The organism is Exiguobacterium sp. s191, assembly GCF_018618955.1.
GTDB classification, from domain to species: domain Bacteria; phylum Bacillota; class Bacilli; order Exiguobacteriales; family Exiguobacteriaceae; genus Exiguobacterium_A; species Exiguobacterium_A abrahamii.
Genome location: NZ_JACSNC010000003.1, coordinates 1 through 24642, shown reverse-complemented (window position 1 = coordinate 24642; position 24642 = coordinate 1). Strand labels below are relative to the sequence as shown.

Sequence of the window (24642 nt, the reverse complement as noted above, 5' to 3'; positions counted from 1 at the left end):
ACTTTAAAGAAAAAAACGGCTTCGGAGCAGGGCTCCAAAGCCGTTTTAAAATGAGAAATTAGAACTGTTCGTACAGTTTTGTCAAATACGTGTAGACTTCGTCTGATGCTTGGAACATCATGACAGAATGTCCGAAGATCGCAGCCGGATTGAAGCCGTGATCAAGATCGATCGTTGATGCGATCGTGACATCACGGTCGCTGTCGAGAACGACGCGGAAGTATTTGAATTCTTGGTTGAAGTCATTGATGGCGTTCAGAATCGGGAGATCCTCGACACCGTCTGGTACGTGTGTCACCGTACGAGCGAACAATTCGACATCTGTCGTCGTCTTACTGAAGACGATCATCATCATCGGTTCTGCTCCTGCAGGTGTTTTTTCTTGTGTCATGAAGAAGACGTGTGTCTCGTTCTCACGTGCTTCCATTGGAATGCCTTTTTCCACGAGGAAAGCTTGGAAAGCTTCCAAGTGTTGTTGCTGTTGTGGCGCGATTCCTTGTTCGTTTGTTTCGGGTTGACGATCTTGGTGAATCGGTGTCACTTTATTGTTCTCGTTTGATTCGTTCGAGTTACGTTCCTGGTCCATTGCAAAATCCCCCTTTATATACTATAAATTCAGTTTCAAGCATTTCAGAAGGAATTGCAACTAATGTCCGTTAAGATAGGAAGAAAATACAAAAGAGTAGAGATATGTCATGTTTGTGAATCTGCGAGCAACTGACTTGAAAATACATACCTAACAGGGTATATTAAGTGGCAGATAGAAAATCGAGGAGGAATCATCAGATGAAAACGATCATCGTAGGCGGCGTCGCTGGTGGCGCTACGGCAGCAGCACGACTGCGTCGGATTGACGAAACGGCAGAAATCATTTTGCTTGAACGGGGAAAAGAGATTTCGTTCGCGAATTGTGGACTGCCGTACTATATCGGAGATGTCATCAAAGATCGTAATAAATTACTCGTCCAAACGCCAGAAGGCATGCATGCACGGTTTAATTTAGATGTCCGCAATTTGTCGGAAGCGATTCGGATTAACCGTGAAGCGAAGACGGTCACGATCCGCAATGTTGAAACGGGTGAAGAATACGATGAATCGTACGATCATCTGATTCTTTCTCCAGGTGCAAAACCGATTCGTCCGAACATTCCAGGACTCGATGACGCAACAAACGTCTTTACGTTACGGAACATCCCAGATACGGACCGGATGCGGGAATACGTCGATACGACGCGTCCAGAGCGGGCAGTCGTCATCGGTGGAGGATTCATCGGTCTCGAAATGGCAGAAAACCTCGTCGAACGTGGGGCGCACGTCACCCTCGTCGAGATGGCGGATCAAGTCATGGCTCCGGTCGACCCGGAAATGGCCGCAATCGTTCATGAACATCTTCGTGCGAAAGGCATCGAGTTGATTCTAGAAGATAGCGTCGCTCGTTTTGAAGAGGCAGGTCGCCGCGTCGTCCTGACAAGCGGACGCGTGATCGAAACCGAGATGAATATCTTATCAATTGGTGTCGCACCGGAGAGCACGCTCGCAGCAGATGCTGGTTTAACACTTGGCATCAAACAGACGATTCAAGTCGACGATCAACTGCGGACATCCGATCCATCCATCTTCGCGATTGGTGACGCGATCGAAGTCAAAGACTATATCACGAAGGAAGCGACACATGTTCCACTCGCGTGGCCGGCAAACCGTCAAGGACGCCTCGTTGCTGACATCATCGCCGGACGTGACGTCCGGTACAGCGGTACGCTCGGAACAGCGGTCGCAAAAGTCTTCGACTTGACGGTCGCTTCGACCGGTAACAATGAAAAACGGTTACGTCAGCTCGGTCTTCGTTACGAAGCCGTACATCTCCACCCGGGATCGCATGCGGGATACTACCCAGGGGCGAGTCCGATTTCGATGAAGCTACTGTTTGATCCAATCGAAGGAACGATCTACGGAGCACAGGCAATCGGTATGACGGGTGTCGAGAAACGAATCGATGTTCTCGCGACAGCGATTAAAGGTGGATTGACAGTGCTTGATCTACCAGATCTTGAACTGTCATATGCACCGCCATATAGTTCAGCAAAAGATCCGGTCAACATGGCAGGATATATTGCGTCGAACATCGTGCTTGGTGACAGTGCGAACGTTCATTGGCACGAAATCGATGCGATTGTCGCCAACGGTGGCTTATTACTCGATGTCCGTGAACCATCGGAAAACGAGTTAGGCGCGATTCCGGGATCGGTCAATATCTCGTTACCGACGTTACGTGAGAAGTTGACTGATCTGCCGAAGGATCAAACGATCTATGTGACATGCCAAGTCGGATTACGTGGATATGTTGCGAGTCAACTGTTGCAACAACACGGTTATGATGTGAAAAACTTAAGCGGCGGATACAAAACATGGTCGGTCGTGCATCGTGATCAAGAAGCACGAAGCCAAGCGAAGGAGGAGACTGCTGTGACGGTAACGAAACGTGAGCCAACAACGAAGACTGCACTAGAACAAGTGGCGCTGCTCGATACATGCGGCTTACAGTGCCCAGGTCCAATCTTAGAGCTGAAAACAAAAATCGATCAGATGACGGACGGCGAGCAAATTTTCGTCAAGGCGTCAGACCCAGGATTCTTGCCAGACGTTCAAGCATGGGCGAAAAAACTAGGTCACACGGTCCATTCAGCGGAAATGAATCAAGGGGTCGTCGAGGTCTTGCTTGAAAAAGGGCAATGGGAGACACCAGCTGCAGCGACGGTTCAAGTCAATCCGGCAGATGATGCGACGATGGTCGTCTTCAGTGGTGATCTTGATAAAGCACTTGCTTCTTTCGTCATCGCACAAGGTGCACAAGCGATGGGAAAACAAGTGACGATGTTCTTTACGTTCTGGGGCTTGAATATCATTCGAAAACCAGACGCACCGGCAGTCGAGAAAGCAGGAATCGAACGGATGATGGGCATGATGATGCCGAAACATGCCGGGGAGCTGCCACTCTCGAACATGAACATGGCAGGCGCCGGTCAAAAAATGATGAAAAAAGTCATGAAGGACAAACAAGTCGATGCGCTTGAAACGATGATGGCAAAAGCGCAAGCTGCTGGTGTCCGAATGATCGCCTGCACGATGTCGATGGATATCATGGGCATCAAGAAAGAGGAGTTACTGGATGATATCGATTATGGTGGCGTCGCCAGTTACCTTGGTGCAACGGATGGTGCTAATTTGAATCTGTTCATCTAATCTAAAAAACTGTTTAAATGAACGTGTCAAACCTGACATCTGATGTGAGGTTTGACACGTTTTTTGCGTCCTAAGGTATAGATGAGTTTGATTTTTCAAAAAAAATTGCGTATGATAATTCACATGTGAAAAAAGTTTACATCTAAAAAAGAGAAACTATGTGGTGGAAGTGGAGGGAATCGGATGGAGAAGCAGGTAATGGATGTAGTCAGTAGAATCAGTGACTACTTATGGACGAACGTACTGATCATCTTACTCGTCGGATTAGGGATTTATTTTACATTCCGGATGCGGTTCGTTCAATTCCGGATGATACCGGAGATGTTACGCTTACTGTTCCAAGGAACGGATAAAGGGAAAGACGGCGTGTCGCCATTCCAAGCATTTGCGATCAGTACGGCAGCACGTGTCGGTACTGGTAATATCGCGGGTGTCGCAACAGCGATTGCACTTGGTGGACCAGGAGCGGTCTTCTGGATGTGGTTGATTGCCTTGATCGGCTCGGCATCGGCATTCGTCGAGAGTACACTCGCGCAGATCTACAAGGTACGGGACGATAAGGCATGGCGTGGGGGCCCTGCCTATTATATGGAGAAAGCACTCGGTCAACGTTGGTTAGGGATTTTATTCAGTATCTTGATTACGATCTCATTCGGATTTGTCTTCAATTCCGTTCAATCGAATACGATCTCGCTTTCACTTCAAAATCAATACGGCTTTGATAAGACATGGATTACGGTCGGACTAGTCGTGCTGACGGCACTCGTCATCTTTGGTGGCGTCCGTAGTATCGCAACCGTCGCGTCGTTCCTCGTACCAATCATGGCCGGTGGTTATATTCTGATCGCACTCTACATCATGGCGACGAATCTTGAAGTACTGCCAAGTATTTTTAAATTGATCTTCCAAGAAGGTCTATTCGAATTCAAGACACTCGCAGGTGGTGCAGTAGGTGCAGCACTTTTGAACGGAATTCGTCGTGGTTTGTTCTCGAACGAAGCCGGTATGGGTTCAGCGCCGAACGCGGCGGCAACAGCGGAAGTCTCTCACCCAGTCAAACAAGGGTTGATTCAATCGTTTGCGGTCTTCGTTGATACGTTGATGGTCTGTTCGGCGACAGCGATGATCGTTCTCGTCAGTGGAGTGGCAACAAAGGATGCTAGTGGTCAACCGGTAGCTGGGATCGACTTAGCGCAAGGTGCGCTCGCATCACAAGTGGGATCACTCGCGACAGGATTCATGGTCGTCGCGATTTTCCTCTTTGCTTTTAGTTCTGTCGTCGGAAACTACTACTACGGTGAATCGAATATCAACTTCATCCGTGAAAATAAACAAGTCTTGATGGCGTATCGTGTACTCGTTCTCGTCATGATCGTCTTCGGTTCACTCGTTGAATCGGCGAACCTCGTGTGGGCGTTGGCAGATATCTTCATGGGACTGATGGCGATCGTTAACTTGTATGCGATCTTCCGTCTCTCAAAAATCGCGAAACTAGCGCTCGAAGATTATGTCGGGCAACGAAAAGCTGGAAAAGAGCCACGATTCTATGCGGACTCGATTCCGAACTTGCCGGGGAAAGATGCGCTTGAAGCATGGCAAGAATCAGAAAAAGACGAAAAAGCAATTTAAGGAAAAGGGAGTCAGAGAAATCTGGCTCTTTTTTTGTATAGAACGAATTTAAAAAGGGAATACAGAGTACAGAAGGGAGGGGGAGAATGGAAAACGTACATTTCGTCCGCGTCACGGATGCGGTCTGGGAGTCGTTCGGAAACGATCCCCACATCATCATGGATTGGATTTTATTCATTCATGAGACACAACCCGATCATGAACAATTGTTCGCCCTCGAACAGACGAACGCCATCTATCATTTGATGAATCAAATCGATATCTATATTGATCAAGACACACATTACAACCTGGGACGAGCGATCGTTGGCGAAGAGTTGATCGTCAATGAGGAGAAAGCGGCGATTGTCGGTATTCTGCCCTTGCCACTCCTCATCATCTCGGCTGAGGTGATGCGGAATTTTGATCAACGGGCACTCGCTTCGATTCATGATGAAGCCGGAACACCGGGCGAATTCGAGGATATCTGGGAACAGTTCGCCGATTTACGTGCCTATTTTCAAAAGGCAGAAGAAGCGGAAGATACGATTTTAATTTATTATGTCTGAACAGCTTAAAGCATAAAAAAGAGACCCGCTTCCGAGTCGTAGACTGGAAACGGGTCTCTCGTCGTTCAGATGAATCAAGAGGCTGACTCAAAAAAGAATGCCGCGTCTTTTCACGCCCTTTCCTCAGACGAGACACAAGCCAATTTTCCTGCTTTATTCAAGCAGGAAAACGGGTCTTGTTTGTCTTACAGCGCAAAGATGCGCTTTTTCCTGTAGGAGTTGCGTGAAACGCGTCATTCTTTTTGTTACGAGATAGGGTGGCAGATCATCGTTCTGCCACCCTTCTCTTTGTGGAAACGGACTTTTGAGTCAGCCTCATCTTTTATGTGAATCGCCAGATTAAAAATCGATTTCGTCCGGATCCGGTCCAAGGCGGACATCCGTTGCGATACGATCAATTTTCTCAAGATCATCAGCATCGAGTTGGAAATCAAAGACGTCGAAGTTTTCCGCAATGCGTGCTGGTGTAACGGATTTTGGAAGAGCGACGATGCCGTTGTCGAGATGCCAACGTAAGACGACTTGTGAAGGTGTCTTGCCGTGTTTCTCTGCGATTTCCTTGAAATCGTTGATTTCGAGGAATTTCCCTTGCATGAGTGGGCTCCATGCTTCGACTTGAATGTTGTGATCTTGCAAGTATTCGTGCAGTTCGTGTTGCGGTAATTGTGGATGCAACTCGACTTGGTTGATCATTGGTGCCATCAAGCCCTCTTCTGCCAATGTATCGAGGTGATGTTCTTTGAAGTTCGAGACACCGATCGCTTTGATCTTGCCTGCTTCATACAGTTCAACCATTGCTTTCCACGCTTCGATATAGCCTTCGACCGGCCAGTGGATAAGATAGAGGTCAAGATAATCTGTTTCGAGACGTTCGAGCGATTCTGCGAATGCTTCCTTCGTCCGACCGGCACGAATATCATCGTTCCAGACTTTTGACGTTAAGAAGAGATCCTCACGTTTCACGCCGCTTTCCTTGATTCCTTTTGCGACACCGCGCTCGTTTTTGTAGACAGCAGCCGTATCGATATGACGATAGCCGACACGTAATGCTTCAGCGACAGCAGCAGGTGCTTCTGTCTCTTCATCTACTTGCCAGACACCGAATCCGATTTGGGGAATCGTAATACCGTTTGAAAGTTTTGCGTATTGCATGTGTTACTCCTCCTCATAAAACGTAGTTTAGATTTGCTCGTTTAGTTTAGCATGAACGAACGAAGACGTCCGTTTCCATGCTCATGGAGGAATGAAATAAGGTAAAATAGAAAAGAATCGTGAGATTTAATCGTGTGTTAAAAGAGGGGGAGAAAAGATGGCTCAAAAGAATAAAAAGCTATCCAAATGTACTTGGCTTAGCATTGGCGCCTTGTTAGTAACGCAGGCAGTGGGTCTGTTTCTTAGTGCGCGAAAGTCAGGACGTAATCCATGGGTGTGGGGAGGCGCTGGACTCGTTCAGTTCCCGCTTCCGGCAATCGCTTACTTAATCTTAGAACGACAAGCGAAGCAGAATAAATAATAAAACAGGTCCAATCGTCGACGCGATTGGACCTGTTTTATGGTTACGAAGAAATTTTTTCTTGCTTCGTCGCTGTCTTCTTCATGCGTGGTAAGCCGAAGAAGATGGCAATTGATCCACAGACGAAGAGGAGGAACGGATAGAACAGATACGGAATCAGTTCCGGTGAAGCCGTTTTCGTCAATTCTGCTGCGATCAAAAGTTGTGCCCCGTACGGAATGATGCCTTGAATACCACAAGAGAAGATATCAAGGATACTCGCCGATTTTTTTCGATCGACTTCATACGTATCGGCGATTTCAGCTGCCAGTGGTCCAGCGACGAGAATCGAAATCGTATTGTTTGCTGTCGCGAGATTCGTTGCACTGACGAGTGCCGCCATACTGAATTCGGCACCACGACGCTGTGAAATCTTGCGTGTCAGCGTCTCTTTTAAGAAGGCGATTCCACCGTTGAACGTAATCAAGCTGACGAGACCACCCATGAGGAGCGTCAAGATGGAGATCTCCGCCATGCCCAACATGCCTTCGGACATCGAGAGGACGAATCCACTTAAGCCGAAGCTACCATCAATCATACCGATGATGCCGGTGAGTAGCGTACCACCAATTAAGACAAGGATGACATTGACGCCGAAGATAGCAAGAACGATGACAGCGAGATATGGAATCAACTTGTAGAATTCAAAGGCTTTTGCTTCGACGACGTCACCAGAACCGGAAACGAATGCGAGCAGGATGACCGTCAAAATAGCAGCCGGTAGGACGATCATGAAGTTCGTCCGGAATTTATCGCGCATGTTCGTTTTTTGGGTTCGGACGGCAGCAATCGTCGTATCCGAGATGAACGACAAGTTATCGCCGAACATCGATCCACCAACGACAGCAGCCGCTGCGATCGCAACGTTGATGCCTGTCGCTTCATGAATACCGAAGGCGATCGGTGCGAGTGCAGCAATCGTTCCGGTAGATGTCCCCATCGCCATCGAGATGAAGGCAGCGATGATGAACAGACCACTCATGAGGAGCGATGGAGGTAGAAACGTCAAAGCGGCATTAACGGTCGCATCGATGGCACCGATTGCTTCTGCCGTTCCAGAAAACGTACCGGCTAGTAAGAAGATGAAGACCATGATCATGATATCGGGATTTCCGGCACCCGTTGCAATTCGTTCGACCGTTTGATTGATGGATCCTTTCGTCGTGATTGCAGCAAAAATCAAAGCGATCAATGCGGCGATAAGGATCGGAAATTTGTAAAAGTCGTCATAGAAGATCCCGGCTCCGATGAAGAGGACCAGGAATACGACGAGAGGAAGCAGTGCCCATTTGTTAGGCGTGATTGTTTCATTCATTGTTGACACCTCGTTTCTCAAAGATACAAAAAAAGACCCCTTCGCAAGAAAGAAGGAGGTCTTTATGAAATAAAGACGCTCTTCTTATCTCTCAAGCTTTCGCTTGCTGGATTTGGCACAGTACGAATCAAATCGTCCGCTGCCGAAACATCATTGGGCCAGTCCCTCCGTTTCTCGCGATAAAAAGAAGTCATTCAATTGTTGTAAAACACGTTTCTTACCGTACCGCATTGAGTAACGCGTGTCAACTGTACTTTACTGAAGTGCTTGTTTTAACGTCTGGACGTTTTCTTCCATCAACTTGAAATACGAGCTATTTTGTTGCGATTTCGTGACCGACTCTAGATTATGAATCGTCACGGATTCAGCTCCGATTTCTTTTTGGATGACACGTGCGACCTTTGGTGAGACCGTCTCTTCGAACGCGACGTATTTCAAATCATGCATCCGTGCTTCTTTTACTAAAGCGGCCAGTTGCTTTTGTGACGGTTCATCGGAAGGAGAAATTCCCGCGATCGGTAGTTGTGTGAAACCATATCGTTCTGCGAGGTAACCATAAGCGGCATGCGTAACGAGAAGTTCTTTTTTCGATCCATCAGCGACGGCTTGTTTAAATTGTTCGTCCAATTCATCAGCTTGCTGATCGAACGCTTTTAAGTTTTTCTCGAATGTTGCTTTGTCTTTTGGTACTTCTTTTGATAAAGCAGTTGTAATCGAGCGTGCCATTGCTTTTGCGTTGACAGGATCGAGCCAGACGTGTGGATCGTATTTTCCATGGTCATGACCCTCTTCTTCATGCGCATGTTCATCCGTTGCATGATCATCGTGCCCTTCTTCTTCGTGGGCATGTTCGTCTTCACTATGCTCCTCTTCTTCATGTGCATGAAGTGTAGCATCCGATTCTAGTAAGTTGACGTCCTTACTCGTCTCGACGAAGCGGACATCCGTGCCTTTTAGACTCTCCTGGATTTTTTTCGAATACGGCTCGAGCGTCGTACCGGTTAAGAGGAACAAGTCGCCCTTAGCAATCTCGGTGAGTTGTTTTGACGTCGGCTCGTAAGAGTGGGGGTCTGCTCCAGGTGGGACGATCATCTTGACGTTGACTTGATCCCCTCCGATTTCGCGGGCAATAGCAGCCGTCGCGAACGTTGATGCATAGACTTCTGTCTGGGTTTTATCTGAAGTCGATGAATCGGTATTCGAACCGCAAGCAGCGAGAACACTTGCACTTGCGAAAGCGACTGTTAAAGCGGGAATGATTTTTTTCATTATATGATACCTCCATTATTAAAACGTAACTATTCCGATTTGGACTTTCTCACTATAGCGGAACGCTGGTGAAGCGTCAAGTACGAATACCGAGACGTTCGACTTCTTTTAAAACGGGGTAGAAGGATAATAAAGTGAAGAAACTGGCACGTCTTTTGGAGGTGATCAAGTGAAACGTGAAACTGCATGGCTAATGGGGGGAGCTGCGTTATTGACGACGGCAGCAGCGGGAGCGAGTATCTGGAACAATTATGGTGCATTGCTTCGATGGACCGAACCCGCCTTGCCACTCACTGAAAAACAACTTGCACCGCGGACGCTCACCTACAAACAGGTGGGAAACCGCATCTTACAGCTCGATCTCTATTATCCACCGGGAGAAGGACCGTTTCCAGTTGCCATCTATGCACACGGTGGTGCATTCGTTCGTGGAGAGCGCGATGACATGTTCTGCTTTAGTCCAATCGTCGACCGTCTGCTTGAACTCGGAGTTGCCGTCTGTAGTATTGAGTATCGTTTGTTCGAAGAGGGCAGTTATTTTCCGGATAACCTCGAAGATGTACGGGATGCGTTATGTTTTTTGAATAAGGAAGCAGAGGGTCTTCGCATTCTAAGAGGACGGATGATGGTATGGGGAGACTCAGCCGGAGCCGCACTCATGCTGACGACGGCACTTGCCCCATCTGCTTTCGTTGGTGAGCGTGATGAGCGCCACATGCCATTGATCAGTGGTGTGATCGCTTTATATCCACCGACGAACTTTTTGTTGTTTAATTTCATTCAGACTTGGATTGCCCACATTAAGTTCTACAAGGGGGGACGAGAAGAATGGCGCAAGCTGATGACGCACGTCTCACCTGTCACACATTTATCGTCGGATGCCCCGCCCATCATGCTCTTGCATGGGAAAAAAGATCCGATTGTTCCGTTTTCTCAAGCCTTGCATTTCGTTGAGAAGGGAGCGGATGTCGGAGCCGATGTTCGTTTGTTTTCCTTCCCAAATGGCACCCACTCACTTGCCAGTTTCGCTCAGACGGAAAATCCGTTAAAGATTGAGCGATTGCTTGAACGAATTGAACGTTTCACCTGTCAGGTGCTACTGTTGGCACCGCGACAACTTCCGAATGGAAAACATGATACAATCAGTCATATTTCTTAAATGAGGGAGACAGAGACATGACTGAAATTTGTTTAGTGCGGCATGGTCAGACGGATTGGAACTTAAACGAACGGATTCAAGGAAGAGAAGATATTCCGTTAAATGCAACAGGAAGAAGACAAGCGGAACTCAGCGCCGCTTATCTATCGAATGAAGAGTGGGATGTCTTGTTAGCAAGTCCCTTGTCGCGTGCCGTTGAGACAGCGGAAATCATCGGTCGTGCTGTTGGTTTAACGATCACAGCGACAGACGAGCGACTTGTCGAACGCGAATTCGGAGCCGCTTCCGGTGAACCGGTCGCAGCGATTTACGAGGCTGTTCAAGCGAACGATACGACACTTGTGCCGGGTCTTGAAACGGAACAAGCCATCCAGGATCGCGTGTTCGATGCGATACAGGAAGCGACACGCATGTATGAAGGGAAACGAATTCTAATCGTCTGTCACTCGCATACGATCAAGGCAGCCTTATCATCGATTGATGCGACGTTCAGTTACCGGACACCTTTGAAAAACGCGTGTGCGAATTATATCCAGCATACGGATCACTATACGATTGACCGAATCAACGTAGCGGATCACATCACGGATGAGGTCGAAAAACCTTAAGAAACGGGTGCGTTCGGATGCTCTGTCAAATATTGCTTGAATGTTTCTTTAGCGATGCTTGTGATATGGGCGCCACGTTTCGAACGACGATCCTTATACTCTTGAACGAGTTCTTCGCCAGCGAATCCATCTTCGACGACTTCGCGTAAAATCGATTCAGATAAATCATTTTTCATCATGACCATCTTACCCGTGAAGACATACGAGACGTTTTCGCTTAAGACAGTCCGTTCGAGAGGCGTGACGATCATCGCGGCAGGGTCATTATCAGGTCGTGAGATCGTGATTTCAATCAAAGCACGTAAATGTTTTGTGAACAATTCATCGACGATCGGCTGATCCGTTGGAGGAACGACGATTTCTGCAACCCACTGTGCCGTCTGTTCGGTACTGACCGTCAATCCGTCCTGAATGGCGACGGGAATCGTCGTATCACGTCCTGACTCATCCATTAAAATGCGTAATGTGCATAACTTAAAGGTTTTCATGAAAAAATGCCCTCCCTTGATCGCTTACGATTTTCCTACAGTATACCGTGAGGAATGTAAGACGGGAAACTTTTCCTGACGAAATTCGTATGAACTATGTTTAAATAAGACTAGATACTACTAAACAGGAGGATCGTTCATTATGCCGCAAGTACTCATTGGAATATTAGGAATCCTGGGTATCGTTCTACTTGCCCACCATATCATCATGTATTGGCATGCTGAACCGACAGACCGCCCGACGCTTGCATATCGCATTGCGCTCCTGATTGCCTGTTTGCTACTCATTAGTGGAAGTGATCATTTAATCAGTATTTTCTACGCGGATTCCTTAGCTGAATTCGGTCAACGCATCACGTATATCGTCTTCATCGGAGGTGCACTTGGCTTCGCATGGTACTTTCGTAAGAAGATGGAACAAGCGCCAACAGAAATGACACCTGTCGGAAACGAAGCAGGATTAACATGAGAAAAAGCGCCGTTCATCCCGATGGAGGAAGAACGGCGCTTTTTGGCGTCTTATTTTAACCCACTTGCCAGTCGAGTATCCCGAATCATGTCGAGTTTGAGCTTCCAGAGACGATCGCTGAATGTGACAGCATAAATCTCTGGTAAACGTAGCCGTTTGTACTCTTCCCACAGACGACCGATCTGTGTTTCGTGGAAGTGGCGACTTTCTTCGATCGTTGGGACCGTATAGACCAGTTCTCCATCTTTGAAGATTGGTTCAAGTAACCGCTCGACCTTGAACTGTTCGATGCGATTTCGGAACGATGGGTCCCGGACGTCGATGAGATCGACAGCTTCAAGTGTCGACGGATCTTCGTCCATCAACGTCACGTAATCGCCTTTGAACTTATCCGTCACCGGATCAATGATGCGATAGACTTCTTTGATGTGAGGTGTCGTCGTCTTGGCTTTTGACGAGGATACTTTGATGACGGGTGCGAGCTCGCCATCTACTTCACGCGCGACCAGTTTATAAACCATCCCAAGAGCCGGTTGTTCGTAAGCTGTGATGCCACGTGTTCCGACGAGGAACGTATTGGCTTGGGCACCTTGGATGCGCAAGTCCTGGATGACGTATTCGTCGAGATCCCCTGATAAGACGATGTCGACTTCCGGGAAGCCAGCTTCGTCAAGCATGTTACGGGCACGTTTTGACAGGTAGGATAAGTCGCCAGAATCGATCCGGATGCCGCGTAGTTTATGCCCTTTAGCTTGGAGTTCCTTCGCAACCGTGATCGCATTCGGAAGACCACTCTTGAGCGTATCGTACGTATCGACGAGTAATGTCGCCTGATCCGGATAATGAGAAGCGAATGTCCGGAATGCCGTCAATTCGTCATCGTGGAATTGAATGTCGGCATGTTCCATCGTTCCACCACACGGAATGCCGAAGTCGCGTCCTGCTGAAGCAAGGCTTGTGACGTCAAAACCAGCCAGGTACGAAGCACGCGTTCCGAAGTAAGCGGCATCGATGCCTTGCGCGCGACGGGCACCAGCTTCGAGGAACTTCGCACGGGGAGCCGATTGACGAATACGTGCGTACTTCGTCGCGATGAGCGATTCGTGGTTCGCGATGTTCAGAATCGCGGTCTGTAAGAGCTTCGCTTCAAAGATGCGTGCCTCGATCCGAATCAGTGGTTCGTTCGGGAAGACGATTTCGCCTTCTTTGACACTTGAGATCGAGCCATTGAACTTGAACTGACGCAGTTCATCCTTGAACTCATCCGGGAAGCCAATCATCTCTTGCAAGTACGTGATATCTTCTTCCGTGAAACGGAGTGTTTGAATATACTCGATGATATTTTCGAGACCCGCAAAGACGACATAGCCTCCTGCGAACGGATTCGAACGGTAGTAAACATCAAAGACGGCACGTTCATTATGACGTCCTTCTTTCCAATAGATATACATCCACCGTGGTAAGTACAGATCGGTATGGAGTGCAAGATTACGTTGTAACATGACGGACAGATCCCTTCTTATTCGCCGACGACTTCTGCGCCGATCGATTGTTTAAAGTGTGTAAGCGCCCACTCGTGACCAGTCGCGTTAAAGCTTGCGACCGCATCGGCATGGACGACGATACGATACCCGAGATTGTAGGCATCGACAGCTGTATGAAGGACACAAATGTCCGTACAGACACCGACGAGGTGGACTTCGCGGATACCGCGTTCACGCAAGCGTAAATCGAGGTCCGTCCCGGCGAACGCACTATAACGCGTCTTGTCGATGACGTGATCGGCGACCCGTGCCATGGCTGCGACTTTCCCGAACAGATCACGTCCATGTGTTCCGCGGATATTATGTGGTGGGAAGAGGACGGTTTCCGGGTGGAATGTATCGCCTTCTTCGTGAATATCGTTGGCGATGACGACGTAGTCTTCCGTTGAAAACTCCTCCATCAACGTAGCAATTCGATCTTCAATCGCTTGTCCTGGTTTTCCACAAGTCAGCTTTCCTTCGTCAGCAACGAAATCGATCGTGTAATCAATGACAATCAGAGCGCGCATATGCGTAAGCCCCTTTCCGATTTTGAATTAGTGTTCTCTTTCACATTGTACTCTATCTCACACAGAAGGCAAAAGGAAGAAATCGGATACAAACAGGTATAGAGAAGTAAAAGAATGGGGTATAAGGTATAGGACGAAAATGATAGTAGAGGAGGAGAAAGGGATGGCTAGGTTGAATGAGTATGAAGTGGAAGAGCGTCTTGAGCGGTTGCAGGATTGGAGTGTCGTGGATGATGAAATCGTCCGGACCTATACACTTGCATCGTTTCCTGCGGCACTGGATTTCGTACAAGAAGTCGGAAGTATCGCTGAAAACTTGAATCATCATCCACGGATCGTGATCGACTATAAAAACGTCACACTTGCAGCGACGACTCATGATGAAAACGGATTGACGGAAAAAGACTTTCAACTTGCGGAGGCCTGTGATGCCATCTAAACTTTCGATTACATTCGGTAGCGGTTCGTTCGTTGAACAAATTCGTTCCCGTGATGCTCATATTCGTGTCGCTAGCGGAAGCGGCGATGCCATCCTCTGGATGGAGACGGACTCGAAATCACCTTTTCAAAGTGGCAATACCTATACGTTGCTTGAATCACGTGGCAATTTTTCGGACGAAGGCAGTCTCTTCTACTGGTCGATTCCGGCAGATCAAAATAGCGGGGATCTATTCGTACATCAAGTGATGTCGAATCCGAAAGTCATCGGAGCAGAATATGGTGGCTTCCAGGCATTTCGGATTGGACGTGTCGAGAAGGGAACGGATCTTGCCTTATTGATTCAGTTCCAAGAGACAGGGGACGGAGCTCGTTATGCAAAATCAGTTGAACGTCTTACGGTAGACCAGTATGCTGAAGAGGCAGGGAAGTCGTTCGCGCCTTCTCCCGTCATGAAACGGTATCAAATCGTACCACCAACAAATGAGTGAGATGCAGGGGGACTAACAGATGAAGAAGAACTATTTTGTCGTAGCAACACTCGGTGGCGCACTTGTCGGCGCTACTTTATCACTACTGCATAAAGATACGCGCCAAGCGCAGTTTGCAGCAGTGAAACGGACATTCAGCGGCGCAGGAACACAATTGTCTGCCGTCAAACAAGATCCAAAAGGGCGCTTTGAGGAATTAAAAGCACTCTATACGGACAATCAGGAGACGATCCATAACCTGATTGACGACGTGAAGGACTTAGCAGAAGTACTTCGCAAATAAGCAAAAAAAGGACTCACGCGTGTAGCGGAGTCCTTTGAGACTGAAGACAAAGTGTAATTTTTCTCTAACGAGAAGGATTACGCTTTTTTGTTCGTCTCGCATCGTTTTCCTGGGACAAGCATCGCGCCGCTTCAGGGTCGCTCTTGCTTGTTTTTCCCTAGGAAGCGATCTCGAGAGAACAAAATACTTCTCTAATCCTTCTTCCAAGTATCAAAAGAATGACGCCTCATACGCCACTCCTACAGGAAAAAGCGCGATTTTGCGCTGTCAGAGACAAACAAGACCCGTTTTCCTGCTCGAATGGAGCGGGAAAACTGGCTTGTGTCTCGCCTGAGGAAAGGGCGTGAAAAGATGCGTCATTTTTTGAGTCAGCTCTTTTATCTACAATCTGCAAGAACTCGATTGGGTAGCGGAGTTCTTTTTGTATGCTGGTTTACAAGTAGCGGAAGAATAATCCGAGTACGGCAAACGCGATGATGATATAGAAGAAGATCCGACCGAGTTGACCAGAACCGCTTACGAAGACAGGTCCACCGCTCGAACGACGACCGGTTTGAAACGGACGTGTGAATGGAACGGCGCGATTACCAAAGACGAATCCAAAGAGGAATCCGAGGACGAAACCGTACAAATGACCAAAGACAGCAACGTTCGATCCGAGCAACGTAAAGACTGCCGTGACCGCAGTGAAGATATACACAAGACGTGTATCATCTGCTAGGATGACCGTCCGCTTGAATCGACTCAAGTAGACATAAAAACCAAGCAAACCAAGAATGGCACCCGATGCTCCAGCTTGACCATAAAACGGTTCATTGATTTTCGTGAAGTACGTCAAGATGTTCGCGAGCGTACCAACGAGCAAGTAAAAGGCTGCAAATCGACCGTGACCAATCATCCGCTCAAGCGGTGGAGCGAAGATGACGAGAGCAAACGTATTGAACGCAATGTGCCAAAAATCGTAGTGCAAGAACGTTGCTGTGACGACACGCCACCATTCACCTTGTTCAATTAAGAGATTGATGGATGCCCCTGCATTTAGAGGAGAGAATGTCAGATTAAGGAGTGGGCCCAACTGTTCGATGACAAACAGGGCAACTTGGATTAAAATGAACAACGAAACGACCGGATAAGAACGTGTGAACGTTTGTAGGTTTTCCGTTCGACTAAACATGACAACACCTCGCTTCATCTTCATTCTATATGAAGATGGCGAAGAATAGAACTGTGGAGGCGTCTCAGATGATTTATGGAATTGGAATCGATTTGGTCGAACTGAATCGAATCGAGCAAACGCTCGAGCGACAGCCGCGTTTTGCTGGGAGAATCTTAACCCAGGCAGAGCAGGAACGATTTCAATCGCTCTCGGGATATCGTCGCATCGAGTATCTCGCTGGACGTTTCGCCGCAAAGGAAGCGTTCGTCAAAGCATTCGGAACTGGCGTCGGAAAAGAAGTCTCTTGGCAAGACGTTGAAGTCTTAAACGATGAGACAGGGCGACCGATCATGAGTGGACCATTCGATGGCGTCATCCACGTCTCGATCACACATTCTGAGCATTATGCATCTGCGCAAGTCTTATTAGAGAAGAGGGAATGGGATGTACCGACCAACTTGGATTGAAATCGATCGGGAAGCGATCGCACATAATATACGCGAAATCAAAACACGGATGGGCGAGCAACAGGTGATGGCGGTCGTCAAAGCGGACGGCTATGGTCACGGGGCAGTGACAGTCGCTGAGATCGCTCTTGAGAACGGAGCCGACTTACTCGCTGTCGCACTCCTTGAAGAAGCGATCGAGTTACGCGAAGCGGGCATCCAAGCACCGATCCTGATGCTTGAAGCCTTACTACCAGAACATGCACCAGTCGCTTCGAATTATGATGTCGCCGTTCCTGTCTTTTCAGCCGATTGGCTTCAGGAAGCGAAACGTCATTTGACGGAAATCGATCATCTCCGCTTGCATATCAAGATCGATACGGGAATGGGACGACTCGGACTACAACATGTCGATGAGTTGAAGCGAATTCTTGCTGAGTGCGATGATGATCTCGTCGAGCTCGAAGGCATCTATACGCATTTCGCGACCGCTGACGAGTTGAACAGTCAGTTATTCGAGCGCCAGCTCAAGACATTTTTATCGTATGTCGCACTAGTACCGGATATCCGTTACGTCCACTGTGCCAATTCGGCGGCAGCGATTCGTTTAGCAGGTCAAGCGCCGTTTAACGTCGTACGAGTCGGTATCGCGTTATATGGGGCGATGCCGTCGGATGAGATGGCAGGACATTACGAATTCTTAAAGCCAGCGTTTTCACTGAAAAGTCGTCTGATGCAGGTCAAACAAGTCGAACCGGGTCAAACAATCAGTTACGGAGCGACCTATACAGCGCCGACGGATGAATGGATCGGTACCGTTCCGATCGGTTACGCGGATGGCTGGTCACGCAAGTTCCAAGGCTATTCGTTGATCGTAGACGGTCTACCGTGCGAAATCGTCGGTCGTGTCTGCATGGATCGGCTCATGATTCGTTTACCGCGGGAATATCCGATTGGAACGGAAGTCATCCTGATTGGAGAAGGGGCACCGATCGAGGAAGCAGCCCATTGGCTCGGAACGATCAACTATGAAGTTCTCTGTCAATTCTCTAAGCGTGTTCCGCGTCAATGATTCGTACAAGACATCAATAAGATGGCAAAAATATGTTATTTGTTTGAATTTTGATTGTATTTTCTGAATTCGACTGATATATTGAAGTAGAAAGTGAGTCGTTCGTTAAGGTTTCAGTGAATCTGGAGGTGCCATTATCTTGGTCCAACAACGGGAAATGCAGTTTGTTGAGCGAAATGTAGCGAAGGAGACGATTGGGATGAAGTCGAACCATACGACCGAAGAACGCAAGCGTCAGCTACGTGAGGAATTGAAGCGTGGTTACGAAGAAATGGCAGCAATCAATTTATCGATCGTTGGCGAAATGTTCCAGATTGAAACGGAGGCGGAGTTCTCACTCCTACGTCAAGTAAGCGGGGTGTAAGCTTTGATAGTCAAACGTGGCGACGTGTTTTATGCAAATTTGTCACCTGTGGTCGGATCGGAACAAGGGGGAGTTCGTCCCGTGCTTGTTCTACAAAATGATATTGGTAACCGATTCAGCCCGACAGTCATCGTGGCTGCGATCACGGCACAGATCGACAAAGCCAAACTACCGACCCATGTGGAAGTATATCGAGAGCGACACGGATTAGAACGTGATTCGGTCATCTTACTTGAGCAAATCCGGACAATTGATAAACGCCGTCTAACGGATAAAGTCACACATCTAGATCCAGACACGATGATGAAGGTAAATAGTGCCGTCGCAATCAGCTTAGGCTTGGTTGATTTTTAGGCACTTACATAGAAGCGCAACACAAGAAGAGTCGATACTAGCGTATGCGACTTTTTTTGACCTCTTTTTTTATAAAATAGGTTTTAAAGTTTTCTTTATGGGGAAACATACCCAAGTGACCTTTTTATAAAGGGATGAGGTAGGATGAATAGCAAGACCACATAGACAGATTTTCCTTGAGGAGGAACTTGAAGATGGATTTAACAATTAAAACAGAGCAGCTTGACGGTCAGACGCATCTTTATATCGCAGGTGAGATTGATACGTATACAGCACCAAAACTTCGCCAAGAACTAGTTCCGGCAGTTGAGACAAACGATGTCGTCGTCCATTTGGATGAAGTCCACTACATGGATTCGACAGGTCTCGGCGTGTTCGTCGGAGCACTCAAAGCAGCGAAAAAGAACGGTACATCGTTCACGCTCGTCGGTGTTTCTGAACGCATCCGTCGTCTATTCGAAATCACAGGTCTTTCAAGCATCATTACAATCGATAGTGGTGTAAGAGGTGGAACGCAATGAAGAACGAACAACTAAACATGACATTACCGGCAAAACCGGAATATGTAGCCATTGCCCGTTTGACGGTTTCAGGCGTCGCGAACCGGATGGGATACACGTATGATGACATCGAAGATATCAAGATCGCTGTCTCAGAAGCATGTGCGAACGCTGTTCAACATGCGTACGAAGGAAAAGAAGATGGTAGCATCGCCTTGACATGTAACGTCTATCCGGATGATCGTCTTGAGATTGTCGTCAAGGATAACGGCATTACGTTCGATAAAGATGAGGTCAAACGCCAAAGTGAACCGATTACGGATGCACACGATCTCGATTCCTTGCATGAAGGAGGACTCGGCATCTTGATGATCGAAGCATTGATGGATCAAGTAACGATCGAGAAAGCGAACGGCGTCACTGTCCATATGACAAAATATATGAATAGAGATGAGGTGGGTCAAAGTGCCAGCAAAGTCTCAACAACGCCATCACAGTGATGATGAAGTACTTCGACTGATTGATTTGTATCAGCAGGACGACCAAGATGAGGAAGTGCATGCGGCATTACTCGAGCGTTATTCAGACTTGGTAGAAGCTTTGGCCCGGAAGTTCTCGCGTGGTCGACCGATTCATGACGATCTCGTTCAGGTCGGTATGATTGGGTTGCTCGCAGCGCTTCGCCGCTTCGATAAAGAATTCGGTCGCAGTTTTGAGTCGTTTGCTGTTCCGACGATCATCGGTGAAATCAAACGTTTCATCCGCGATAAGACATGGAGCGTCCACGTTCCACGTCGCATTAAGGAACTCGGACCGAAAATCAAGAAAGCAGTGGAAGAATTGACGACGGAGTTGCAACGCTCTCCGCGCATTGATGAAATTGCTGCGCGTCTTGAAGTATCGGAAGAGGAAGTCCTCGAAACACTTGAGATGGGTAAAAGCTATCAAGCATTATCTGTCGATAGTTCGATTGAGGCAGATCAGGAAGGTAGTACTGTTACGTTACTCGACCTCGTCGGGAATCAAGAAAACGGCTACGACTCCGTCGATCAGCGTCTGATTCTTGAAAAGGCATTTGCTGTCTTAACGGACCGCGAACGTTCGATTCTCGAATGTGCCTACTACCGCAATATGAGTCAAAAAGAAACGGGCGAATTACTCGGCATTTCACAAATGCACGTTTCCCGTCTCCAACGACGTGCTTTGCAGAAGTTACGTGAAGCGATCAAAGTCGAACCAAATGAAGTATTCTCAAAAGACTGACCTCGTGTCAGTCTTTTTTCTTTTCCATGCGTTCTTCGGTATAATGAATGAGAGGTGAAGCAGATGGAAAAGAGAATCGCAAGTGAATTGAATGTACGTCCTGCGCAAGTGAAGGCAGTCTTACAATTGACGGAAGAAGGCGGTACGATTCCGTTCATCGCCCGCTACCGAAAAGAACAGACAGGTGAACTCGATGAGGTCGCGATCAAAGCGATTCTTGATCGACATAAACAATTAACACAACTTGAAAGTAGACGGAGTGACGTCCTTGAAAAAATCGAGGAGCAAGGTGCATTGACGCCGGAACTCCGTCGAACGCTCGAGGAAGCGACGACGTTACAACAAGTCGAAGATATCTATTTACCGTTTCGACCAAAACGTCGGACAAAGGCGGAAATTGCACGGGAAGCAGGGCTTGCACCACTTGCTGACTGGTTCCGCGACAAGTCTGCTTATGATGAAGCGACATTCCATCGCTTGAGCAATGGGCTGGATCTGGAAGAAGCTCTTACCGGGGCACAATCGATCATTGCCGAGGAGTGGGGCGAACAAGCGACGGTGCGTGAGTTCATTCGTAAGCAAATGCGCCGTTCAGCAGAAATCGTTACGAAACAGAAAAAGGATGCAGTCGATGAAAAAGGCGTCTTTGCACAGTATTATGCCTACAGTGAGCGGATCCAACAGATCGTTCCGCACCGGATTCTTGCGATTAACCGTGCGGAAGCATTGAAAATCGTTTCTGTGAAAGTCGTGTTAGAGGAACAACAGGTTTTACCGACATTGCTTCGTTCCTACGCACAACTGGCGCCAAAGAAACGTGATATCGTCGAAGCAGCGATCACGACGGGCTATAAAAAATCCGTCTTTCCTGCCATCGAACGAGAAATTCGAAATGAACTGACGGAAAAGGCAGAGCTCCAAGCAATCGACGTCTTTGGTAAGAACCTCCGCCAACTCTACATGCAGCCACCGATGAAAGGGAAAGTCATGTTGGGACTGGATCCGGCTTACCGGACAGGATGTAAGTGGGCAGTCATCGATCCGACAGGTGAAATGAAAGAAGTCGGCGTCATCTACGTGACGATGTCAGAACACAAAGCGAAAGAAGCACGTCAAACTCTTTCGCAGCTCGTCGATACATACGGGATCGAATTGATTGCGATCGGCAATGGTACAGCTTCGCGGGAAACAGAAGCATTCGTTGCGGACTGGATGCAGGGGCAAAAAGATATCGCCTTTACGATCGTCGACGAGGCAGGGGCAAGTATTTATTCCGCTTCAGAGATTGCCCGGACAGAGTTCCCAGAGCTTCAGGTTGAACAACGATCCGCGATTTCGATTGCGCGTCGCCTGCAGGATCCACTGGCTGAACTTGTCAAAGTCGACCCGCAGTCTGTCGGAGTCGGTCAATATCAACATGATGTCTCGCAAACAAAACTGAAGGAGACGCTTGATTTTGTCGTCGAGACGGTCGTCAACCAAGTCGGAGTTGATGTTAATACAGCGTCAGAACCGCTTTTGAGTTATGTCGCAGGAATCACGAAGGCGACGGCGAAAAAAATCGTCGAACGCCGCTCGGAACTTGGGACGTTCAAGACGCGTCAGGAATTATTGAAAGTTCCTCGTCTTGGTGCAAAGGCATATGAACAGGCAGCAGGATTCCTACGAATTCTAGAAGGTACGCATCCGCTCGACCGGACGCCGATTCATCCGGAACAGTACAAAACAGTCGAGAAGTTATTTAAGACACTCGGCTTAACGCTGGATCAAGTTGGAACGGATGCGGTGCGGGAACAATTGTCTACATTGTCATTACCGGAGATGGCACAGACGCTCGAGATCGGAGAGCCGACATTACGTGACATCATCGAAGCGTTACAACGTCCGGGTCGTGACCCTCGGGAAGCGCTCGATAAACCGTTGCTCCGCCAAGATGTTCTATCGATGGATATGATCCAAGTCGGGATGGAGTTCCAAGGAACGGTCCGAAATGTTCTTGATTTTGGTGCGTTCGTTGATATCGGAGTGAAAGAGAATGGTTTAATTCATATCTCGAAGCTCAGTCGTAAACGTGTCAAGCATCCACTTGATGTCGTCGCTGTCGGGGATATCGTGACAGTATGGGTGACGAATGTTGAACCAGAGCGGGGACGGATTGGTTTGACACTGGTTCCGCCGAAATGACGAATGAACAATTACAACGATACGTCGAGCAACTTTCGCTCGACGTATTTTCCTTACCGTTTCGACATAAAGCTTATTTTAATCCACGGCTGAAGACGACAGGTGGTCGCTATTTCTTAGGCGATCATCATTTAGACTTCAATAAACGATATATCGATGACATGAAAGTCTTCCGCGGAATCGTGATTCATGAACTGTGTCACTATCATTTACATCTAGCAGGAATGGGACACCGTCATCAAGATCAAGACTTCAAGGAATGGTTAGAGCGCTATGGTGGGCTTCGATACAGTCCCAGAAGACAAGAAGACGAAAAAAAATCCTATCTTTATGAATGTGAGAAATGCAGCACATTATATAGAAGGAAAAGACGCATGAATACGGAAAGGTATCGATGTGGTCGATGTCGTGGAAAGATTTTTTACAAAAGTAGTTGACGTTCATTTCGGAGCATGATAAATTATAGAAGTCGTCAAAACGACAGCAACTAAACAACTTATCGTCGCTAAAAACTTTTTTAAAAAAGCATTGACGGAAAGAAAAAAAGTTGCTACTATATAAAAGTGTTCCGAACAGAACGTAACGTTCCGCAATAGCTCAGCGGTAGAGCAACCGGCTGTTAACCGGTAGGTCGTAGGTTCAAATCCTACTTGCGGAGCCATTCTTTTGGAGATGTACCCAAGTGGCTATAAGGGGCGCCCCTGCTAAGGGTGTAGGCCGGGAAACTGGTGCGAGGGTTCGAATCCCTCCATCTCCGCCAGACCTCTTATGTGAAAATGTTTCTTGAGAATAATTATTAATTACGATATGGCCCGTTGGTCAAGCGGTTAAGACACCGCCCTTTCACGGCGGTAACACGGGTTCGAATCCCGTACGGGTCACCATATGGAGGATTAGCTCAGCTGGGAGAGCACCTGCCTTACAAGCAGGGGGTCGGCGGTTCGATCCCGTCATCCTCCACCATTTCTTTTTAAAGAGTTGTTTACAACTTCAAATTGCGGTCCTGTGGTGTAGCGGTTAACATGCCTGCCTGTCACGCAGGAGATCGCGGGTTCGAATCCCGTCAGGACCGCCATTTTTGGGCTGTAGCCAAGTGGTAAGGCACTGGATTTTGATTCCAGCACGCGAAGGTTCGATCCCTTCCAGCCCAGTTTTTATGTGTCATTAGCTCAGTTGGTAGAGCATCTGACTTTTAATCAGAGGGTCGCAGGTTCGAATCCTGCATGACACACCATTTTTAATTTCATATTTGCGGTCGTGGCGGAATCGGTAGACGCGCTAGGTTGAGGGCCTAGTGGTGGCAACATCGTGGAGGTTCAAGTCCTCTCGACCGCACCATATCGCACCCTTAGCTCAGCTGGATAGAGTACTTGACTACGAATCAAGGGGTCGGGAGTTCGAATCTCTCAGGGTGCACCATATTTTGTTTGCTTTGACGGGCCTATAGCTCAGCTGGTTAGAGCGCACGCCTGATAAGCGTGAGGTCGGTGGTTCGAGTCCACTTAGGCCCACCATTTTCAAAACAAACAATGACGAACTTTGAAAACTGAACGATGAGGCAAAAATCGTATTCTACGGAATACAAAAACGAATGAAGCGCAAGCTTCGTCAATCGTGACTCCGGTCACAAAAAAGAGCAAGTCAAACACTTCATGGAGAGTTTGATCCTGGCTCAGGACGAACGCTGGCGGCGTGCCTAATACATGCAAGTCGAGCGCAGGAAACTGACGGAACTCTTCGGAGGGAAGGCAGTGGAATGAG

General features: G+C 47.9%; 27 protein-coding genes, 10 tRNA genes, 1 rRNA gene and 1 riboswitch. Of the genes, 30 read left to right on the top strand and 8 right to left on the bottom strand.

What is annotated here, in order from left to right; all coding sequences use genetic code 11:
* Positions 1-58 precede the first annotated feature (58 nt).
* Complete coding sequence (locus tag KNQ09_RS13455; RefSeq protein WP_023469644.1) at positions 59-586, bottom strand: type III secretion system chaperone family protein; 528 nt, start codon at positions 584-586, stop codon at positions 59-61.
* Between the two features lie 200 nt (positions 587-786).
* On the opposite strand from KNQ09_RS13455, the gene KNQ09_RS13450 reads away from it, so the two are divergent.
* The 3 genes from KNQ09_RS13450 (at position 787) to KNQ09_RS13440 (ending at position 5417) form a co-directional block, all read left to right on the top strand.
* Complete coding sequence (locus KNQ09_RS13450; RefSeq protein ID WP_214858804.1) at positions 787-3240, top strand: CoA-disulfide reductase; 2454 nt, start codon at positions 787-789, stop codon at positions 3238-3240.
* Positions 3241-3423: 183 nt separating this feature from the next.
* Positions 3424-4869, top strand: coding sequence for an alanine/glycine:cation symporter family protein (locus tag KNQ09_RS13445; protein ID WP_214858803.1), 1446 nt, complete (start codon positions 3424-3426; stop codon positions 4867-4869).
* A gap of 86 nt (positions 4870-4955) precedes the next feature.
* Complete coding sequence (locus KNQ09_RS13440; RefSeq protein ID WP_029342856.1) at positions 4956-5417, top strand: hypothetical protein; 462 nt, start codon at positions 4956-4958, stop codon at positions 5415-5417.
* A 339-nt stretch (positions 5418-5756) separates the two neighbouring features.
* Here KNQ09_RS13440 and KNQ09_RS13435 read toward each other — a convergent pair whose 3' ends face one another.
* Positions 5757-6569 (bottom strand): aldo/keto reductase, encoded by an 813-nt coding sequence (locus tag KNQ09_RS13435; RefSeq protein ID WP_029342855.1) that lies wholly within the window; start codon positions 6567-6569, stop codon positions 5757-5759.
* 157 nt (positions 6570-6726) lie between these two features.
* Between KNQ09_RS13435 and KNQ09_RS13430 the strand changes: the two genes are divergently transcribed.
* Entirely contained in the window at positions 6727-6930 is a 204-nt protein-coding gene (locus KNQ09_RS13430) for a hypothetical protein (RefSeq protein WP_149427980.1), read from the top strand.
* A 43-nt stretch (positions 6931-6973) separates the two neighbouring features.
* On the opposite strand, the gene KNQ09_RS13425 is transcribed toward KNQ09_RS13430, so the two are convergent.
* The gene (locus KNQ09_RS13425; RefSeq protein WP_064300651.1) at positions 6974-8284 is read right to left on the bottom strand and encodes a Na+/H+ antiporter NhaC family protein; all 1311 of its coding nucleotides are present in this window, start codon (positions 8282-8284) and stop codon (positions 6974-6976) included.
* A gap of 81 nt (positions 8285-8365) precedes the next feature.
* Positions 8366-8470: riboswitch (SAM riboswitch) on the bottom strand.
* A 69-nt stretch (positions 8471-8539) separates the two neighbouring features.
* Positions 8540-9553: a metal ABC transporter solute-binding protein, Zn/Mn family gene (locus tag KNQ09_RS13420; RefSeq protein WP_214858802.1), complete on the bottom strand. Its 1014-nt coding sequence runs from the start codon at positions 9551-9553 to the stop codon at positions 8540-8542.
* A 169-nt stretch (positions 9554-9722) separates the two neighbouring features.
* On the opposite strand from KNQ09_RS13420, the gene KNQ09_RS13415 reads away from it, so the two are divergent.
* Together KNQ09_RS13415 and KNQ09_RS13410 are read left to right on the top strand one after the other, a co-directional pair.
* A complete protein-coding gene (locus tag KNQ09_RS13415) occupies positions 9723-10712 on the top strand; it encodes an alpha/beta hydrolase (RefSeq protein WP_064300649.1) in 990 nt (329 codons plus the stop codon).
* 17 nt (positions 10713-10729) lie between these two features.
* A complete protein-coding gene (locus KNQ09_RS13410; protein WP_214858801.1) occupies positions 10730-11320 on the top strand; it encodes a histidine phosphatase family protein in 591 nt (196 codons plus the stop codon).
* Here the strand turns inward: KNQ09_RS13410 and KNQ09_RS13405 are convergent.
* Positions 11317-11808 (bottom strand): YwpF family protein, encoded by a 492-nt coding sequence (locus KNQ09_RS13405; RefSeq protein ID WP_050678476.1) that lies wholly within the window; start codon positions 11806-11808, stop codon positions 11317-11319. The genes KNQ09_RS13410 and KNQ09_RS13405 overlap by 4 nt on opposite strands.
* A gap of 142 nt (positions 11809-11950) precedes the next feature.
* On the opposite strand from KNQ09_RS13405, the gene KNQ09_RS13400 reads away from it, so the two are divergent.
* Positions 11951-12277: a hypothetical protein gene (locus KNQ09_RS13400; RefSeq protein WP_029342848.1), complete on the top strand. Its 327-nt coding sequence runs from the start codon at positions 11951-11953 to the stop codon at positions 12275-12277.
* A gap of 50 nt (positions 12278-12327) precedes the next feature.
* Here KNQ09_RS13400 and KNQ09_RS13395 read toward each other — a convergent pair whose 3' ends face one another.
* A complete protein-coding gene (locus KNQ09_RS13395; protein WP_029342847.1) occupies positions 12328-13779 on the bottom strand; it encodes a nicotinate phosphoribosyltransferase in 1452 nt (483 codons plus the stop codon).
* A gap of 17 nt (positions 13780-13796) precedes the next feature.
* Positions 13797-14330 (bottom strand): cysteine hydrolase family protein, encoded by a 534-nt coding sequence (locus tag KNQ09_RS13390; RefSeq protein WP_064300647.1) that lies wholly within the window; start codon positions 14328-14330, stop codon positions 13797-13799.
* Between the two features lie 163 nt (positions 14331-14493).
* Here KNQ09_RS13390 and KNQ09_RS13385 point away from each other — a divergent pair, with 163 nt between their 5' ends.
* From KNQ09_RS13385 to KNQ09_RS13375, 3 genes are read left to right on the top strand one after another with little or no spacing between them, the layout of a single operon-like run.
* Positions 14494-14769, top strand: a complete 276-nt coding sequence (locus tag KNQ09_RS13385) for a 4a-hydroxytetrahydrobiopterin dehydratase (RefSeq protein WP_023469630.1) — start codon at positions 14494-14496, stop codon at positions 14767-14769.
* Positions 14759-15259 (top strand): hypothetical protein, encoded by a 501-nt coding sequence (locus tag KNQ09_RS13380; protein ID WP_023469629.1) that lies wholly within the window; start codon positions 14759-14761, stop codon positions 15257-15259. The genes KNQ09_RS13385 and KNQ09_RS13380 overlap by 11 nt, the downstream gene beginning before the upstream one ends.
* 19 nt (positions 15260-15278) lie before the next feature.
* A complete protein-coding gene (locus KNQ09_RS13375; protein ID WP_023469628.1) occupies positions 15279-15542 on the top strand; it encodes a hypothetical protein in 264 nt (87 codons plus the stop codon).
* Positions 15543-15975: 433 nt separating this feature from the next.
* Here the strand turns inward: KNQ09_RS13375 and KNQ09_RS13370 are convergent, their stop codons facing one another.
* Positions 15976-16716, bottom strand: coding sequence for a rhomboid family intramembrane serine protease (locus KNQ09_RS13370; RefSeq protein ID WP_064300646.1), 741 nt, complete (start codon positions 16714-16716; stop codon positions 15976-15978).
* Between the two features lie 68 nt (positions 16717-16784).
* Between KNQ09_RS13370 and acpS the strand changes: the two genes are divergently transcribed.
* The 20 genes from acpS to KNQ09_RS13270 all read left to right on the top strand — a co-directional run.
* Positions 16785-17165, top strand: a complete 381-nt coding sequence (gene acpS, locus KNQ09_RS13365) for a holo-ACP synthase (protein ID WP_214858800.1) — start codon at positions 16785-16787, stop codon at positions 17163-17165.
* Positions 17143-18216, top strand: coding sequence for an alanine racemase (gene alr / locus KNQ09_RS13360; RefSeq protein WP_050679020.1), 1074 nt, complete (start codon positions 17143-17145; stop codon positions 18214-18216). The genes acpS and alr overlap by 23 nt, the downstream gene beginning before the upstream one ends.
* A gap of 139 nt (positions 18217-18355) precedes the next feature.
* Complete coding sequence (locus tag KNQ09_RS13355) at positions 18356-18580, top strand: hypothetical protein (RefSeq protein ID WP_023469624.1); 225 nt, start codon at positions 18356-18358, stop codon at positions 18578-18580.
* 3 nt (positions 18581-18583) lie between these two features.
* On the top strand, positions 18584-18934 hold the full coding sequence (locus KNQ09_RS13350) for a type II toxin-antitoxin system PemK/MazF family toxin (RefSeq protein WP_023469623.1): 351 nt from the start codon (positions 18584-18586) through the stop codon (positions 18932-18934).
* A gap of 194 nt (positions 18935-19128) precedes the next feature.
* Positions 19129-19455 (top strand): STAS domain-containing protein, encoded by a 327-nt coding sequence (locus KNQ09_RS13345; protein WP_023469622.1) that lies wholly within the window; start codon positions 19129-19131, stop codon positions 19453-19455.
* Positions 19452-19934, top strand: coding sequence for an anti-sigma B factor RsbW (rsbW, locus tag KNQ09_RS13340; RefSeq protein WP_023469621.1), 483 nt, complete (start codon positions 19452-19454; stop codon positions 19932-19934). Before KNQ09_RS13345 ends, rsbW begins: the two co-directional genes overlap by 4 nt.
* Positions 19900-20697, top strand: a complete 798-nt coding sequence (gene sigB, locus KNQ09_RS13335; protein ID WP_023469620.1) for an RNA polymerase sigma factor SigB — start codon at positions 19900-19902, stop codon at positions 20695-20697. Before rsbW ends, sigB begins: the two co-directional genes overlap by 35 nt.
* A 63-nt stretch (positions 20698-20760) precedes the next feature.
* Positions 20761-22881, top strand: a complete 2121-nt coding sequence (locus tag KNQ09_RS13330; protein WP_214858799.1) for a Tex family protein — start codon at positions 20761-20763, stop codon at positions 22879-22881.
* On the top strand, positions 22878-23318 hold the full coding sequence (locus KNQ09_RS13325) for a SprT family protein (protein WP_064300644.1): 441 nt from the start codon (positions 22878-22880) through the stop codon (positions 23316-23318). The genes KNQ09_RS13330 and KNQ09_RS13325 overlap by 4 nt, the downstream gene beginning before the upstream one ends.
* Positions 23319-23467: 149 nt before the next feature.
* Positions 23468-23542: transfer RNA gene (locus KNQ09_RS13320), tRNA-Asn, on the top strand.
* Positions 23543-23549: 7 nt separating this feature from the next.
* Positions 23550-23641: transfer RNA gene (locus KNQ09_RS13315), tRNA-Ser, on the top strand.
* 49 nt (positions 23642-23690) lie between these two features.
* Positions 23691-23765 (top strand) — tRNA-Glu (locus KNQ09_RS13310).
* Positions 23766-23768: 3 nt separating this feature from the next.
* Positions 23769-23844, top strand: a tRNA-Val gene (locus tag KNQ09_RS13305).
* A 36-nt stretch (positions 23845-23880) separates the two neighbouring features.
* Positions 23881-23956, top strand: a tRNA-Asp gene (locus tag KNQ09_RS13300).
* Between the two features lie 4 nt (positions 23957-23960).
* Positions 23961-24032 (top strand) — tRNA-Gln (locus KNQ09_RS13295).
* A gap of 7 nt (positions 24033-24039) precedes the next feature.
* Positions 24040-24115 (top strand) — tRNA-Lys (locus KNQ09_RS13290).
* Between the two features lie 17 nt (positions 24116-24132).
* A tRNA-Leu gene (locus KNQ09_RS13285) sits at positions 24133-24219 on the top strand.
* 4 nt (positions 24220-24223) lie between these two features.
* Positions 24224-24300, top strand: a tRNA-Arg gene (locus KNQ09_RS13280).
* Positions 24301-24318: 18 nt separating this feature from the next.
* A tRNA-Ile gene (locus tag KNQ09_RS13275) sits at positions 24319-24395 on the top strand.
* Positions 24396-24530: 135 nt separating this feature from the next.
* A 16S ribosomal RNA gene (locus KNQ09_RS13270) occupies positions 24531-24642 on the top strand; the annotation flags it as partial.